This is a genomic window from Mucilaginibacter sp. SG538B (assembly GCF_013376065.1).
Classification (GTDB): Bacteria; Bacteroidota; Bacteroidia; order Sphingobacteriales; family Sphingobacteriaceae; genus Mucilaginibacter; species Mucilaginibacter rubeus.
In genome coordinates, this window is the sequence record NZ_JABMJI010000001.1 from 943394 (window position 1) to 958567 (window position 15174).

The 15174-nt window shown below is 43.7% G+C and carries 14 protein-coding genes; 6 read left to right on the forward strand and 8 right to left on the reverse strand.

The genetic code is table 11. From position 1 onward, the window contains the following. Positions 1–110: 110 nt before the first annotated feature. The 3 genes from FHW88_RS03610 (at position 111) to FHW88_RS03620 (ending at position 4763) form a co-directional block, all read left to right on the forward strand. Positions 111–2609 (forward strand): glycoside hydrolase family 9 protein, encoded by a 2499-nt coding sequence (locus FHW88_RS03610; RefSeq protein ID WP_176623206.1) that lies wholly within the window; start codon positions 111–113, stop codon positions 2607–2609. A gap of 4 nt (positions 2610–2613) precedes the next feature. Then, complete coding sequence (locus tag FHW88_RS03615; RefSeq protein WP_176623208.1) at positions 2614–4200, forward strand: AGE family epimerase/isomerase; 1587 nt, start codon at positions 2614–2616, stop codon at positions 4198–4200. A 197-nt stretch (positions 4201–4397) separates the two neighbouring features. Further along, complete coding sequence (locus tag FHW88_RS03620; RefSeq protein ID WP_090523334.1) at positions 4398–4763, forward strand: hypothetical protein; 366 nt, start codon at positions 4398–4400, stop codon at positions 4761–4763. Between the two features lie 152 nt (positions 4764–4915). Here the strand turns inward: FHW88_RS03620 and FHW88_RS03625 are convergent, their stop codons facing one another. Beyond that, a complete protein-coding gene (locus FHW88_RS03625) occupies positions 4916–5335 on the reverse strand; it encodes an OsmC family peroxiredoxin (RefSeq protein WP_090523343.1) in 420 nt (139 codons plus the stop codon). Positions 5336–5494: 159 nt separating this feature from the next. After that, positions 5495–6565: an NADH:flavin oxidoreductase/NADH oxidase gene (locus tag FHW88_RS03630; protein ID WP_176623210.1), complete on the reverse strand. Its 1071-nt coding sequence runs from the start codon at positions 6563–6565 to the stop codon at positions 5495–5497. 204 nt (positions 6566–6769) lie between these two features. Between FHW88_RS03630 and FHW88_RS03635 the strand changes: the two genes are divergently transcribed. Together FHW88_RS03635 and FHW88_RS03640 are read left to right on the forward strand one after the other, a co-directional pair. After that, a complete protein-coding gene (locus tag FHW88_RS03635) occupies positions 6770–7306 on the forward strand; it encodes a GNAT family N-acetyltransferase (protein WP_176623212.1) in 537 nt (178 codons plus the stop codon). A 97-nt stretch (positions 7307–7403) separates the two neighbouring features. Then, on the forward strand, positions 7404–7937 hold the full coding sequence (locus tag FHW88_RS03640; protein ID WP_176623214.1) for a hypothetical protein: 534 nt from the start codon (positions 7404–7406) through the stop codon (positions 7935–7937). A 303-nt stretch (positions 7938–8240) separates the two neighbouring features. Here the strand turns inward: FHW88_RS03640 and FHW88_RS03645 are convergent, their stop codons facing one another. The 4 genes from FHW88_RS03645 to FHW88_RS03660 form a co-directional block, all read right to left on the reverse strand. Continuing rightward, the gene (locus FHW88_RS03645) at positions 8241–9128 is read right to left on the reverse strand and encodes an alpha/beta hydrolase (protein ID WP_176623216.1); all 888 of its coding nucleotides are present in this window, start codon (positions 9126–9128) and stop codon (positions 8241–8243) included. 61 nt (positions 9129–9189) lie between these two features. Continuing rightward, the gene (locus tag FHW88_RS03650; RefSeq protein ID WP_176623218.1) at positions 9190–10074 is read right to left on the reverse strand and encodes an alpha/beta hydrolase; all 885 of its coding nucleotides are present in this window, start codon (positions 10072–10074) and stop codon (positions 9190–9192) included. 19 nt (positions 10075–10093) lie between these two features. Beyond that, the gene (locus FHW88_RS03655) at positions 10094–11056 is read right to left on the reverse strand and encodes an MBL fold metallo-hydrolase (protein WP_176623220.1); all 963 of its coding nucleotides are present in this window, start codon (positions 11054–11056) and stop codon (positions 10094–10096) included. A gap of 348 nt (positions 11057–11404) precedes the next feature. Beyond that, the gene (locus FHW88_RS03660) at positions 11405–12499 is read right to left on the reverse strand and encodes an AI-2E family transporter (protein ID WP_176623222.1); all 1095 of its coding nucleotides are present in this window, start codon (positions 12497–12499) and stop codon (positions 11405–11407) included. Positions 12500–12823: 324 nt separating this feature from the next. Here FHW88_RS03660 and FHW88_RS03665 point away from each other — a divergent pair, with 324 nt between their 5' ends. Next, positions 12824–13000 (forward strand): DUF6496 domain-containing protein, encoded by a 177-nt coding sequence (locus tag FHW88_RS03665; RefSeq protein WP_167516215.1) that lies wholly within the window; start codon positions 12824–12826, stop codon positions 12998–13000. Between the two features lie 85 nt (positions 13001–13085). On the opposite strand, the gene FHW88_RS03670 is transcribed toward FHW88_RS03665, so the two are convergent. Both FHW88_RS03670 and mgrA read right to left on the reverse strand, forming a co-directional pair. Beyond that, positions 13086–14057, reverse strand: a complete 972-nt coding sequence (locus tag FHW88_RS03670; protein WP_176623224.1) for a Gfo/Idh/MocA family protein — start codon at positions 14055–14057, stop codon at positions 13086–13088. Positions 14058–14179: 122 nt separating this feature from the next. After that, positions 14180–15172, reverse strand: coding sequence for an L-glyceraldehyde 3-phosphate reductase (gene mgrA / locus FHW88_RS03675; RefSeq protein ID WP_176623226.1), 993 nt, complete (start codon positions 15170–15172; stop codon positions 14180–14182). Between the last annotated feature and the right edge of the window lie 2 nt (positions 15173–15174).

Here is a 15174-nt window from a genome sequence, read left to right on the forward strand (position 1 = left end):
TAAAATCGGCAACAAAAGGTTAATATATCATTATACTGAGCCCTTGTCACAGAGGTATTTTTAGCCGTGCAAATATCTTGTTGCATATTACCGGTTAATCCATTATCCTGATGAGATCTAAATTTACCTTCACCTCGATTATTGCTGCCTGTTGTTTACTGCCCAGTTTTTTGTATGCACAGGTTAAGCCTGCTGCTGGCTTAATGAAGCTTAACGCGCAGGAATATCTTGAATATAAGGGCGTAAACGTAATGCTTGCCCATGATTTTTACCCCGAGGGGCACCAGGGAGGGGTAGGCATTATTCAAAACGGACAGCGTGTAGCTACCAATGGTGATATCAGGCTGGAACCCACGCCGGGTCAATGGTCGCCTATACCCAAAGTAGGTAAGCGTGTGGTTAATAAAGCTACCGGCGAAGTAAGCGTACGCATGGAGTTCCCCAATCCGGATATGAATCGCCACGGTTTCAACCCTATTATCTATCCGGATCTGAATTTTGCTTATAATATTCGGGTGATCCCTGCGGGAAAGGCGTTTAGGATCATTGTTGATTTGGATAAGCCATTGCCCGATAATTGGATAGGTAAAGTAGGTTTTAACCTGGAGTTATTCCCGGGGATTTTGTTTGGCAAATCTTATTACATGGATAAGCAATTTGGGATATTCTCTCAACAGGCCGACGGACAAACTTATATCGACAAAGAAGGTGAAACCCAGGTTATGCCCATGGCCGAAGGCAGAAAGCTCACTATTACGCCCGAAACCGATTTGCAGCGCATGACTATCGAAAACCTTTCGGGCGGCAGCCTGCAATTGTTGGATGGCCGGGCCAAGCATAACAATGGCTGGTTTGTGGTACGTTCGTTAGTGGCTAAAGGCGCGTCAAAAGATGCTGTAGAATGGCTGGTAACCCCAAATGCTGTAGAGGGCTGGCAATCGCAACCGGTAGTTCAGGTATCGCAGGTAGGGTATCATCCCGCGCAGCAAAAAATTGCGGTAATTGAACTGGATAAAAATGATAAAAGAGTATTGCCGGTTTCGCTGATGAGGATAAATGAAAACGGCGGACTAATAACCGCTTTGAAAGCCACACCCACCATTTGGGGAGATTTTTTAAGGTATCATTACCTGCAATTTGATTTTACAAAGATCACCACACCGGGTATGTACTTGGTGAAATATGGCAATTATCAAACGGAGCCATTCCAGATCAGTACTGATGTATTTAGAAACGATGTATGGCAGCCAACGCTTTCATATTTCCTGCCTATACAGATGTGCCATATGCGGGTTAACGAAAAATACCGCGTATGGCATGGCTTATGCCATATGGATGATGCCCGAATGGCGCCGGTTGATTCCAACCATTTCGACGGCTATATTCAGGGGCATAATACACTCAATAAATATAAACCGGGCGATAACGTGCCATTTCTCGACCGCGGTGCATGGCACGATGCCGGGGATTTTGATCTGCGGGTTGAATCGCAGGCAGAAACGGTACATGGGCTTACATTAGCTTATGAGACTTTCGACGTAAGATATGATAACACAACTATCGACCAAAAGAACCACATCGTTGAAATTCACCAGCCCGATGGCAAACCGGATATGCTGCAACAGATTGAGCACGGTTTATTAGCCATTACAGGAGGCTACCAGGCCTTGGGACGTTTTTACCGTGGAGTTATTGAGCCAACCATCAGGCAGTACACCATTTTGGGTGATGCCGCCAATATCACCGATAACAAACCTTTTGTAACCAATGCTTCAAATATTAACCCTGCATTGAAAACTCCCGCGGCGGCCGATGACCGCTGGGTGTTTACGGAGGAAAACCCTGGCCGTTCGTTAGAAACAGGCGCAGCTCTGGCTGCTGCAAGCCGTGTAATGAAGGGATATAATGATACACTTGCTACGCAATGCCTGCAAATAGCACAGGAAGTTTGGAAAAACACACCTGACCATACTTTGCGCCATCGCGTTGCTTTGGCGGTAGAATTACTCATCGCCACAAAAGATAAAACCTATGCCGATTACCTGGTAAACAATACCGATGCGATAGCCAATAGTATTGATAACACCGGCTGGCTGGTTGGCCGCACCATGGGGTTGATCAACGATGCAAATTATCATGATAAAATAACCGAAGCAGTAAAAAAACTATATGCTCAAATTCAGCAGCAGGGAACTAAAACCCCTTATGGAGTTCCGTATGAACCCAATATTTGGGGAGCGGGATGGGGTATCCAGAATTTTGGTTATAAACAATACTTTTTATACTCCGGTTTTCCGTCTGTTTTTAGTGATAACTATATGCTGCACGCCATTGATTTTGTGCTGGGCTGCCATCCGGGCTCCAATACAGCTTCGTTTGTATCGGGCGTGGGTTCAAAATCAATGACAACTGCGTACGGCTTTAACCGGGCCGACCGCTCATATATTCCCGGTGGTATCACCTCCGGCACGGCGCTTATCCGGCCTGATTTTCCCGAACTGCTTAACTGGCCTTACCTATGGCAACAGGGCGAATACGTTTTGGGCGGTGGCACAACCGACTACCTGTTTTTAGTTTTAGCGGCCGATCATGTTTTAAATAAAAAGTAAGCTTATGAAATTGAAGATCACTTTGCTATCGGCTTTAACCAGCGCAGTGTCGATTGTATTTGCCCAAAATAATCAGAGCGAAAAGCAAAAGATAGCCCATGAAATGCAAATATCCATGGTTGATGAACTGCTTAAGCCCTGGTACCCGGCCGCTGTTGATACTGCCGATGGTGGCTTTTTAAGTGCTTTCACCTATGATTTCAAGCCAACAGGTAACCAGGATAAAATGATAGTAACCCAGGCACGCCACGTTTGGAGCAGCAGCAAAGCCGCTGAACTTTTCCCCGCAAAAAAATATTACATAGCGGGAGCCCGTCATGGCTATGAATTTTTGAGGGATAAGCTGTGGGATAAGCAATACGGTGGCTTTTACATTTTTACGGATAAACAAGGCAATCCCAAACAGGGTGGTTTTGCTCCTAAAGAAGCTTATGGTAATTCTTTTGCAATTTACGCGCTTGCAGCATATTACCAGGCCTCGGGCGATACCAGTGCATTAAATTTGGCTAAGCAATGTTTTTGGTGGTTAGAAAAACACGGTCACGATCCGGTTTATAAGGGTTACTATCAGCACATGCAGCGTGATGGAACACCAATTGTGAGGGATGCAACCATAAAATCTACTGCCGAAACGGGTTATAAAGATCAAAATTCATCCATCCATCTGCTGGAGGCGTTTACCGAATTATACAGCGTGTGGCCGGATGAATTGCTTAAAATCCGCCTGAAAGAAATGTTAATGCTGGTGCGTGATAAGATCACTAATGATAAGGGAAATCTTATCCTGTTTTTTCAACCCGATTGGACACCGGTATCTTACCACGATTCTACCCTTGCCGTTTATAAGCAGCATCATAGCCTTGACCATATTTCGTACGGACATAATGTAGAAACGGCTTATCTGATGCTCGAAGCTTCACATGCTTTAGGTATTGAAGGGGATATCAAAACCTTGCAGGTGGGCAAAAAAATGGTTGATGATGCGTTGGATAATGGTTGGGATAATAAAGTGGGCGGTTTTTACGATGAGGGCTATTACTTTAAAGATAAGCCCGGACTTACCATTACTGAGGATACCAAGAACTGGTGGGCGCAGGCAGAAGGGCTCAACACGCTGCTCATTATGGCTGCCAGGTATCCGCAGGATAAGCACCAGTACTTTGAAAAGTTTAAAACCCTGTGGCTATACACGCAAACCTACCTCATTGACCATGAACACGGCGACTGGTACCAGGGCGGCATAGATAAACAACCACAGTATAAAACAGCTCTCAAAGGCCAGATCTGGAAGGGAACTTACCACACTTTCCGCGCGCTGATGAACTGTGTGACGCAACTTGACCCGGATAAAATACCACCCACTGCCCCAAAGCAGGTAAAACTGGCCAAAGCTACCGGTACCTTAAAATGGCAGGCATCTAAGGATAATAAGCGGGTGTTGGGTTATAATATTTACAATAATGGCAAACGGATAGGTTTTACGCCGTTAAATTATTTTGTGGTGGATAGGAGTGCGGCTGGTAAAGGCAAGTTAACAGTGAGAGCGGTTGATTTAGAGGGTAATCAGTCTGCTTTGAATAAAGCTTTTTAAATTAGTAATCAATAGCTTATGGTAATGCTATTGTGAGTTGGTTAATGTTCAAATGCCTTAACCCGGTTTTTATTAGGGTGCATTTTGCTCTCAGCCTTCAGCTTTTGAAAGTGACCACGATCATTTTTTTAACGCGCCATGGTCATGTTACAGGTAAGCGGTACCAGCCATCTTTGTATCATTAAAAGATAACAATCATGGCAACTTTAAAAATAAATGCTCCTGAATGGACCGCTGCAAATACCAATACCGTTAACACCGCCAATACTAAAGCCGGCAACAATACCTGGAATAAGTTAATGGCCTTTGCCGATAGCCAGGCCCCTAATAAAACAGTTTGGTTCATGTTTTCACTTGTTTCACAAGGTGTGCTCTTTTTACCTGTACCTGCTTTCCTGCTGTATTATTACAACGCTCCGATAGCCGTGCTGGCAGTAACTCTTGTGTTATTCTTTGCCAACATTATAGCCGGCATGGGCGGCTCCGGTATCCGTACACTGCTTGGTTTTTTCGCATTCAGCGTCCTGGTACATATTGCCATGCTGCTTGTATTTATGTTGTAATATAGCTTATTGACCCCCTGATTTAATATGTGCTGAAAAGTCGCCGGTTTACCGGCGGCTTTGTTGTTTTAAAAAGGAGTGGATAGGGGATGAGTCAACAAAAAGGGGATTGTGCACAGCACAATCCCCTTTTTGTATTTTGTAAAATGTAGTTAAGCGTAAGTAACACTTAAAGTAATTGGCACGCTCAGTGCTTTTGAAATAATGCAGTTAGCTTTGGCGCCTTCGGCAATTTCTTTGAATTGTTCTTCAGATACACCATCAATTGCTGATCCTTTTATTTCTAAATGGATGCCTGTAACTTCTAAAGCCTGCATATCAAGGTCAAGAATTGCATCGGTAGTTAAATCATTAGGAGTAAAGCCTGCCTGGGTTAAAGCAGCGCCAACGGCCATAGTAAAGCAGCCTGCATGAGCAGCAGCTAATAACTCTTCGGGGTTAGTACCGATGCCATCGGCAAAGCGGGTTTTAAATGAATACTGGGTTTTGTTTAATACAGTGCTCTGGGTAGTGATCTCTCCCTGCCCTGCCTGTAATGTACCGTTCCAATGGGCGTTTGCTGTACGTTTCATAGCGTGTGGTTTTTGTTTTTTGGTTATTTAGTCCATAGACCATGGTCTATAGTTTTATTATTATTTAGTCCATAGGCATGGTCAATGGTCTATAATTTATAGTCTTAATAAGTGCAGCTTCTATGGACTATCGACCATAGACTATCGACTATTGACCAATCAATGCCATTTAGCGCGTTCATACTGAACAGGCCATTTTATTTCCTCGCCAAGCTCATGTGCCGCGCGCAGGGCAAAATGTGGATCACGAAGCATTTCCCTTGCAAAAAACACAAGATCGGCACGATCGTTTTCTATAATTTCATTAGCTTGGTCCGATTTGGTGATCAAACCTACCGTACCTGTAAGTATACCGCTTTCTTTTTTAACTTTTTCGGCAAATTCAACTTGATAACCCGGTGTTAACGGGATTTTAACATTTGGTATGTTGCCGCCTGTTGAGCAGTCAATCAGATCAACACCTTTTCCTTTTAAAATATTGGCTAATGCAACGGAATCTCCGGCCGTCCAGCCGCCTTCTACCCATTCGGTTGCCGAAATCCGTACAAACAGTAGGTTCTCTTCAGGCCAAACTTCCTTAACACTTTCAATTATTTCGAGGAGTAAACGAATGCGGTTTTCAAAACTTCCGCCATATTCGTCTGTACGTTGGTTACTGAACGGTGAAAGAAATTGATTGATCAGGTATCCGTGTGCACCATGCAATTCTATCACTTGAAAACCGGCGTCAATAGCCCGTTTAGCAGCGGCTTTGAAATCGGCTTTTACTTTTTCAATGCCCGCTTTATCCAAAGCTATGGGTGGTTCTTCATTTTCAAAAAAAGAAATGGCACTTGCCGAAACACTTTGCCAGCCGTTTGGCTGATCGGCAGGGACCTGTTTACCGCCGTTCCATGGTTCCAGGTGACTTGCCTTACGCCCTGCATGCGCCAGCTGTGTGCCCGGAACAGCGCCCTGAGCCTTTATAAAATCAGTAATCTGTTTTAGTTTTTCAACATGTTCGTCTTTATACAAACCCAGGTCGGCGAAGGTAATGCGGCCTTCGGGTGATACCGCGGCGGCTTCGGTAATGATTAACCCTGCACCGCCTGTAGCAAAGCTACCAAGGTGTACCAGGTGCCAGTCGTTGGCAAAACCATCCTGGCTTGAATACTCGCACATAGGCGATACTACGATGCGATTTTTTAGTTCGATGTTTTTTATTTTAAGGGGAGAGAATAGTGTAGACATGTTTTTTGTTTTTGCAAATATGCGTACTAACAAGCAGTGTGTATGTACTGTTTTTGTAAAATGATATTGCAGTGTGAGGAGAAAGGTGTTTTGCGCCAGGAGGAACTGTCCGAATCAGAATTACAGAATTATTCAATTTTCAGAATAAGGTAATTCTTTAATGGCGCGGGTTGAGGTATTTACTAAAACGTTACATTTACCGCCATGTCTACTATTATGGCCCGCCTGGCAACTTTTAATGATATCCCTGAATTGCAGGGGCTGATCGCTCTTTCTGTTCGTGGATTAAGCACTAATTATTATAATCAGCAGCAAATTGAAAGTGCTATTAAGTACATTTTTGGAGTGGATACCCAATTGGTTGCCGATGGTACTTATTATGTAGCCGAAATGAACGGCGTTACCGTAGGCTGTGGCGGCTGGAGCAAACGCAATACACTTTACGGTGGCGATCAGCATAAAGAAATTGAAGACCCATTGCTTGATCCCAATCATGATGCTGCCAGGATCAGGGCTTTCTTTGTTCATCCGGACTATGCCCGGAGGGGTATAGGTAGTTATATCATAAAGGTTTGCGAAACTGCTGCACAAAACAACGGCTTTAAGAGCCTGCAATTAGGAGCTACGTTGCCCGGTGTGCCGCTTTACGAAGCTATGGGATACAAAGCCATGGAAAATATAGATCAGCCGATGCCTGATGGGGTGGTATTGCCTTTGGTTAAGATGTTTAAGGTTTTATAGGCGTGGGTTTCATATTAAACCCTCCGTTTCAGCGTTATAGCTTTGAATCAAGCCCGCAATCATGTCCAGGAAAATATTGACGGTAATAATCTTATTAATGGCTGTTACCTTAACACAGGCCCAAACTGCTGAAGATACCTACAACAAATACCTCGACTTTAATTTGGCGCGTTTGCAGGGTGAACAGGATAAGGCAATGGAATTATCCCGGCAAATTATGCAGGATACGGCCAGGCTATCAGCCAAAGTTAAGATCAATTTTTTCAATTCACTGGCCAGGCTTTATGAAGATGACAATCAAAGTGTAAATGCAATACCCTTATACGAGCGCGTAGTTGCTGCCGAACCTGATTATTATGTGGCCCACCGGGCTTTGGGATACTTGTATCTCAAAAATATCCCCGATGCTGATAAGCCTTTGAATACCCCATCTACAGATGCCGAATACATTAAGGCTGTCAAAAAAGCCCTGCCTCAATTGGAGAAGGCACAGGCCTGCGATGCTGACGACAATACTTTAGCCCTGATAAAAACGCTTTATAAGAACATTGGTAATGATGCCGGGTTGACCGAACTGAATAACCGTTTGAAGGTTTTGAAAGAGAAATGTGAAGATATTTTGAGTGATTAGCGCCAAATTACTCCATCCGGAGTAATGCTGAGTGATTAAATCCAGGGGCCTCTGAAGGTGAAACGACAAAAGAGGGCCTGTCAGTCTGAGCCTGTCGAAGACTCGTGTGCAGAGGCTTGCCCGCCATACTTCGACGGGCTCATTATGACACCCATTTTTTAAGTTGTCATGGGTAACTTGCTTCAACACCGCACTCGTTATGCCTCCGGGCGTGCTGATCAAAGCGTTGACTGACCTGTGGGGGGCCGAAACAATCTTCAGAGGCCTCAGGATTTAATAGCTATTTTATTATATTCCTACGTCCTACTTTTGCCTAAAGCTATCACCAATAAATGCTAATGCATCGGTGATGCCGGTGCGCCAGTAGGTCCAGTTGTGGGCTCCGTCGCGGATGCGGAATTCATGTGGTACTTTCTTTTCTGTAAGGGCTATATGCAGCAGGCTGTTCCCTTTGCTTAGCGCGTCATCATCACCGCAATCTATCCAGTAGCGCACATTTTTCAGATCCTCGGTTGTTTTGCTTTGTACCAATCCCAGTATGGAGTTAGCCTGCCAGGTAGCATTAAGGCGTTCTTTTCCTTTAAGATCGGGGCCAAATACCTTGCTATATACATCCTTCCAGCGCTCGTCGGGTATCGCCATAAAATCATCATCGCCACGTACCGCAGCACTCAAAGCCGCCGCTGCTGAGAACATATCGGGATGTTTAAGGCTATATACCAGTGTGCCAAAGCCTCCCATGGATAAGCCCGCCACGCCGCGGTATTGTTTAGTACCTTTTATACGGTATTCTTTTTCGATAGATGGTATAAACTCCTTGAAAAAGAAGTCCTCATAGTTTAGTTTGCCCTTGTATGCATTGATAAAGAAGCTTGTGCCCCCGTCGGGCATTACAATGATCATCGGCGGAATGGTACCGTCGGCAATAGCTTTATCGGCATAGCGGTTAACTTCACCAAATTGCAGCCAGCCGGTATGGTCATCCCCATAACCATGCAGCAGGTATACTACGGGGTAGGTCCGGTTTGATGTTTCATAATCAGCAGGGAGGTATACTGCGTATTTTACATTATGATTTAAAATATCGCTTTTTATATATTGCTCTTCAATCACCTTACCGGTAGTTTGCGCAAATGCATTTGCCGAAATCAGCAATAAACAAACCAGCAAAATCCTTTTTATAATACTCATATTCTAATTGATTCAATTAATCGTCATTTACACATCCGCATATCTGAAAACAGCGCATCTGCTACTTTTGCCTGAAACTATCACCAATAAATTGCAGTGCGTTGGTGATCCCTGTACGCCAGTAGGTCCAGGTGTGGGCGCCATCGCGCATGCGAAATTCATGCGGTACATTTTTTTCGGTAAGGGCAATATGCAACAGGCAGTTGCCTTTGCTCAGAAAGTCGTCGTCGCCGCAATCTATCCAGTATCTTACAGATTTTAACTCATCGGTAGTTTTGGTTTGCACCAGGTTTAAAACCGAATTACTTTGCCAGGCATTGTTAACCCTGTCTTTCCCCTTTAAGCCCCGGCCGTAAAGCTGTGCAAATATTTTTTCATAAGTATCATCAGGAGTGCTTACGAGCTGATCGTCGGGAAATACAGCGGCACTTAAGGCCGCACCGGCTGCAAACAGATCGGGATGTTTAAGTGTATAGATCAGCGTTCCATAACCGCCCATTGAAAGGCCTGCAATTCCCCGGTATTTTTTTTCAGCCTTGATGCGCAATGCCTTTTCAATATAAGGCATAAACTCTTTGATGAAAAAGTCTTCATATTTTTCCTTACTGTCATAAGAGTTGATGTACCAGCTCGAATCGGCATTTGGCATTACAATGATCATGGGCGGGATAGTGCCATCGCTAATAGCTTTATCGGCATAGCGGTTAACTTCGCCAAATTGCAGCCAGCCGGTATGGTCGTCGGTATAGCCGTGCAGGAGGTAAACTACAGGGTAGGTGCGGTTAGCCGTTTCATAATCCGGAGGTAGATAAACCGCGTAATTTACATTGCGCTTTAAAATTTTGCTTTTGAGGCTTTGCTCTTCAAGTACCTTGCCCTGCTGCGCAAATAAATTGAAGCTGCTTACCAGCAACAGGAATAAAAAAACAGGTTTAAGTATTTTCATGGTAATGGATGTTTCAGGTTTAAAAATTAAGGGCCTTTCCCTGTTGCGGATATACCAGGTTTAGCTGTAATTTATTAGCAGCTTTTAACTGAGTTTTGATTTTGCTGATGCTGGTCATTGGCGGCTTTAAATGAGTTATTACAATGTTTAAGCCTTTTATAGCATCTGTGCCGGTAAACGAGGCCAGTTTATCCATCTCGGCCATTAACCATTTTGGCGTAAGGTGACCGAACAATGTTTTATCCGGCTGCTCATTAGGGAAAGATACCTCTATTAAAATAGCCTTTAATTTTTTACTTTTTATCAGCGGAGCAGCGGCCTGCCACAGGTTTTGCATGTTGCTGCTTTTTTCTATCTCGTCGGGGCCGGTATCACCTAAATAAAGCAAATAATTGTTATTGCTATTCACCAAAAAAGCAGTACTGGTTAAATTGGAGTGACTGAGCGGGAAAGCCCGGACCTTAAGCTCGGTATTTTCGATAGCTGTTTCGGTACCGGGTTCCAGTACTTTATAGTGATATTTTTTCAGTGCTGGTGTTTCACCCTGGTCGGCAAAATTGGCCCAGCTTTTCCATGTAAAATAGTGCGTCTTTATCGTTTCAATACAATCATTAAGTGCATAGATGCTTTTGGTGCTGTCCTCGGGTGAATTAATAATGAGCCCGGCAATATGGTCAAGATGTGAATGGGATATAAAATAGCCTTTAATGTACTGCCTCAGCACAGTATTGGCGGGTACTTTAAAGCTTTTACACCTTACAGCTTTTTCAATGCCGTAATGTATTGTGCCTGCATCAAGGCAGATATAGTTATTGCTGCCTTTGGGTGCAAGCATATAGGCCGATAGGTTGCTTTCATCAATCCCCCCCAGTACACCTAAGGGTACCAGCCTGAAAGTCGAAACCTTTGGAGTTTGAGCAACCAAAATTACAGGGAAAAGGAAAATATATAAAAATGGCAATAATTTATACTTGAGGTTCATTTTAGGCAGATTTAGCTTTAGTATGCTACGCTACTAAATTAAGGATATGCATAAATAATTAAAGTAAATGCCGCCTGTTTTTATGAACAGTTACATTACATAACGGGTTTTAAGGCATCGTTCACAAAAAAATTTGCGAACGGGAAGCCAAAACAGGGTGATTTTTAATGCAAGGCTACGCCTACGCCTGGTTTTTAAAGGCTCATTACATTTTTTACACCTGTAAATAGCACGTGGCGTATCTCTTACAATTTCCATTGTTAGGGGGGAGCAACAGTTTCTGCAAAATTAAAGTTCAGTATATTTAAACGAAAGTTTACAGGTTTAGGTTTGTCTTTTTTTGAGAATTTATTCTGTTTTCATGGCCTTCGCAGCAGGTTTTTTATATTCATAATCGCCACCTAACAGATATCCCCATGGTTTAAGTGTTTCAATGCGGTCAAATATGATCTTGAATATGGCAATAACAGGAATAGAAAGGAACATGCCCGAAAGGCCCCAGATCATTTCGCCTAAAATAATGCCTATAAAAGAGATGAGGGCATTGAGCCTAACCTTTGAACCGACTATAGTGGGCAGCAAAAAATTGGCATCAACTGCGTGAATACCTATAACACTAACAGCCACCGCTACAGTGTTGCTGATACTGCCGGTAGCAAAAGTTATAACAGTACTTAAAAGCAAGGCGGTGAAGATCCCGATGTATGGAATAATATTGAAAAGACCGACTATAATGCCCAGCAAAGCGGCATATTTTATACCAATCATCCAAAAAACGGTAATGGCTACTCCGGCTACTATTACCATTTCTAACAGTAACCCCAATATATATTGCCTCAAAATACTTTGAATATTTTCAACAATATCCATTACCACGTGCTCATTTTCATCTCTGAAAACCCATACCATAAAACGGATGAGCAAACGCCTGTATAACAGTATAAAAAAGGTGAAGATCAGGATGAACACATAAAACAGCATAATCGATGAGATGGCGCCAAAAGTAGTGCCCAGTACATCAGTGCCCGACTCCATGAGTTTTTTGGCGGTGTCGTCAACATAGGCCATTTGTTTGGCGGCGTTAACATGAAACGCGTGTTGAATCCATTCCTGCAGGTCCTGTATGGATTGCGTAACCTGTTTTTTAAGCATTGGCCAGTCGTTAGCCATGTTTGAGATCTGTGACCCTACCAGGTAGAGGATCCCCCCAACAACACCAACCAATAATAATATAGAAACCAGCGATGCCATACTGCGGGGTAATCTCAGCTTATTTTCCAGAAAATTACAAACGGGAAGCAACAGTATGGCGAATATGAAACCAAAGATCATGGGATCAAGCAGATCCTTACCCATAATAATCAGGTAACCCAGGGCCATAAAACCAATAAGTACTAAAGCAAGACGTTCGTAAAATGGAGCGATGAGTTTTTTTGTTGGCATATGGGGCAAATGTAGAGGTATTTATGAAGGCTTAACACGTAATTATTTCAGAAGTTTGAAGATAAGTAATAATCGGGAACAGACCCGGTGAAAAATGCGAAAGGTTTAAATCATGCCGGATTGAGCAGCAGTTGCAGTTTTAAGTAGCAACAGGAACAGTTTGGTGTACTTGCTATTACAGTCGTTAACTCTACCTATACAGCAACTGCCACTCAGTAACTGCTACTAAAATTGTCGCTGTAACTATTAAAAAATCACCACTGATTTTATATTTTGGCAAATATTTTGCATTGTAATATTATCATTTACTTAAAAAGTAACATTATGGCAAAGTATTCAGAAAAAGCCGGAGAGAAGGTTGAGAAAACCATGCACGAAATGAAGGAAGGCAAGCTGAAAAGCGGCAGCGGCAAAAAAGTAACCAGCAAAAAGCAGGCAGTAGCTATAGGCCTTTCAGAAGCGCGAAAAGAAGGCGCCAAAGTGCCGAAGAAGAAAAGTTAATAGATTATAACCGGAAAAATTTCGGCACCTGTCGAAGTTTGATGAATTTAAACATCATGCTTCGACAGGTTTTGGCCTGATCCTTTTACTTTTTTAATGTAAACGCGTCGATGATATCCATCAGCGTTACAGCTTCATCAATGGAGCAGGGGTTGGGCCCTTCACCATTAAAGTAAGCTACTATTTTGGTTATGAAAGGCTGCTGGATATGTTCGGGATGAGTGAAAGTTATGGTGTCTTCTTCACTATCAGTTTTCCAATTGATGTAATTGCCAAAAAACGGGAAGATGATTTTTCCTTTTGTGCCTATGATCTCGCAGGTATCGGTGGTTTCACTTTCGGCTACATTAAAACACCAGGAACCGTTAACCACTACTTTATTTTTAAATAGGATCTGCCCGCAAACATGATCGTCGGCAGGTGTTGAGTTTGATTGATTGAGCGAAAAACCATGATACATTTCAGGCTCGCCGAAATAATACAGCATCAAATCGAGCTGATGTGGGGCAAGATCATGGAAGTAGCCGCCGCCTGATAATTCGGGCTGTACACGCCAGTTGGTTTCCACGTCGGCAATCAAAGTTGGTTTGCGGCTTTGCCACATCCTGATCTGCACGGTACGGATCTCGCCAATCAACTGCGTGTCAATTAATTCTTTAACCTTTAAAAACATAGGTAAAGCCCGGCGGTAATGGGCAACCGTAAGTTTTGAACTGCTTTCCTTTACCGCCTCCGCCATAGCCCTTGCTTCGGCCGAATTACGGGTGACCGGTTTCTCGACATAAACGTTTAACCCTTTTTTTAATGCGGTAAGTGCATAATCGAGATGGGACGCAGGAGGGGTGGCTATGTAGATCGCGTTTAGCTCCTGGTCGTTCAGTAATTCACTGGCAGCGCTGTACCATTTACCTACGCCATGGCGTGCAACATAATCGGCTGCTTTTTCTGCATCGCGGCGCATAACGGCCACAAGATTACTTCCCGCCACTTTTTTAAATGCAGGCCCGCTCTTTTTTTCAGTTACGTTGCCACAACCTATAATACCCCAGTTTATCATTGTTAGCCCCTCTAAATCTCCCCTAAAGGGGAGACTTTAATTTTTATTTAAGGAAAGATATTAAAATTACTTGTCGAAAAGAATAGAAATTGGCGCTCCACCATAGTTCCCCCTTTAGGGGGTTAGGGGGCCAAAATTTCTTCTATCCTTGCTAACTCCTCTGCCGAAAACCGCAGGTTATCCAAAGCTTTTAATGAATCGGATAATTGTTCGGGCCTGCTTGCGCCTATCAATACAGATGTTACGCGCTCATCTTTCAGGATCCAGGCCAGTGCCATTTGGGCCAGCGACTGTCCCCGTTGTATTGCCAAACTGTTTAAATCCCTGATCTGGTTCAGGCGTTCGTCCGTGATGTGACTTTTTTGAAGGAAACCGGTCGGTCGGGCAGCCCTTGAATCTTCGGGGATGCCATGAAGGTATTTATCCGTCAATAAACCTTGCGCCAGTGGTGAAAAGGGGATACAGCCTACGCCTTCGTTACCTAAAACATTCAGCAAACCGCCTTCAACCCAACGTTCAAACATGGAGTATTTGGGCTGATGAATAAGGCACGGTGTGCCAAGCTCTTTGAGTATTTTGATAGCTTTCGAAGCCAGTTCGGCAGGGTAGTTGGAAACACCAACATACAAAGCTTTTCCCTGGCGAACAATGAGGTCCAACGTAGCCATGGTTTCCTCAAGCGGCGTGTTTGGATCGGGGCGATGATGATAAAAAATATCCACGTAATCAAGCCCCATGCGTTTAAGGCTTTGATCAAGACTGGCTACCAGGTATTTTTTTGAACCCCAGTCACCATACGGGCCCGGCCACATGGTGTAACCGGCTTTACTTGATATAATAAGTTCGTCGCGGTAATCGCGGAAATCTTCCTTCAGGATCTTTCCAAAATTCTCTTCGGCTGAGCCGGGAGGCGGCCCATAGTTGTTGGCCAGGTCAAAATGGGTGATGCCGCTGTCGAAAGCGAGATGTAATATTTTGCGGTAATTATCGGCAACGTCAACATGACCGAAATTATGCCAAAGGCCTAATGAAATAGCCGGAAGCTTGATGCCACTGTTACCGCAGCGGCGATATTGCATTGTTTGATACCTATCGGCAGATGCTATATATGTCATAT

Excerpts from the sequence above, each read along its gene's own strand:
- FHW88_RS03610 (WP_176623206.1), top strand. The coding sequence starts at position 111 with ATGAGATCTAAATTTACCTTCACCTCGATTATTGCTGCCTGTTGTTTA.
- FHW88_RS03615 (WP_176623208.1), top strand. The coding sequence starts at position 2,614 with ATGAAATTGAAGATCACTTTGCTATCGGCTTTAACCAGCGCAGTGTCG.
- FHW88_RS03620 (WP_090523334.1), top strand. The coding sequence starts at position 4,398 with ATGGCAACTTTAAAAATAAATGCTCCTGAATGGACCGCTGCAAATACC.
- FHW88_RS03625 (WP_090523343.1), bottom strand. The coding sequence starts at position 5,335 with ATGAAACGTACAGCAAACGCCCATTGGAACGGTACATTACAGGCAGGG.
- FHW88_RS03630 (WP_176623210.1), bottom strand. The coding sequence starts at position 6,565 with ATGTCTACACTATTCTCTCCCCTTAAAATAAAAAACATCGAACTAAAA.
- FHW88_RS03635 (WP_176623212.1), top strand. The coding sequence starts at position 6,770 with ATGTCTACTATTATGGCCCGCCTGGCAACTTTTAATGATATCCCTGAA.
- FHW88_RS03640 (WP_176623214.1), top strand. The coding sequence starts at position 7,404 with ATGGCTGTTACCTTAACACAGGCCCAAACTGCTGAAGATACCTACAAC.
- FHW88_RS03645 (WP_176623216.1), bottom strand. The coding sequence starts at position 9,128 with ATGAGTATTATAAAAAGGATTTTGCTGGTTTGTTTATTGCTGATTTCG.
- FHW88_RS03650 (WP_176623218.1), bottom strand. The coding sequence starts at position 10,074 with ATGAAAATACTTAAACCTGTTTTTTTATTCCTGTTGCTGGTAAGCAGC.
- FHW88_RS03655 (WP_176623220.1), bottom strand. The coding sequence starts at position 11,056 with ATGAACCTCAAGTATAAATTATTGCCATTTTTATATATTTTCCTTTTC.
- FHW88_RS03660 (WP_176623222.1), bottom strand. The coding sequence starts at position 12,499 with ATGCCAACAAAAAAACTCATCGCTCCATTTTACGAACGTCTTGCTTTA.
- FHW88_RS03665 (WP_167516215.1), top strand. The coding sequence starts at position 12,824 with ATGGCAAAGTATTCAGAAAAAGCCGGAGAGAAGGTTGAGAAAACCATG.
- FHW88_RS03670 (WP_176623224.1), bottom strand. The coding sequence starts at position 14,057 with ATGATAAACTGGGGTATTATAGGTTGTGGCAACGTAACTGAAAAAAAG.
- mgrA (WP_176623226.1), bottom strand. The coding sequence starts at position 15,172 with ATGACATATATAGCATCTGCCGATAGGTATCAAACAATGCAATATCGC.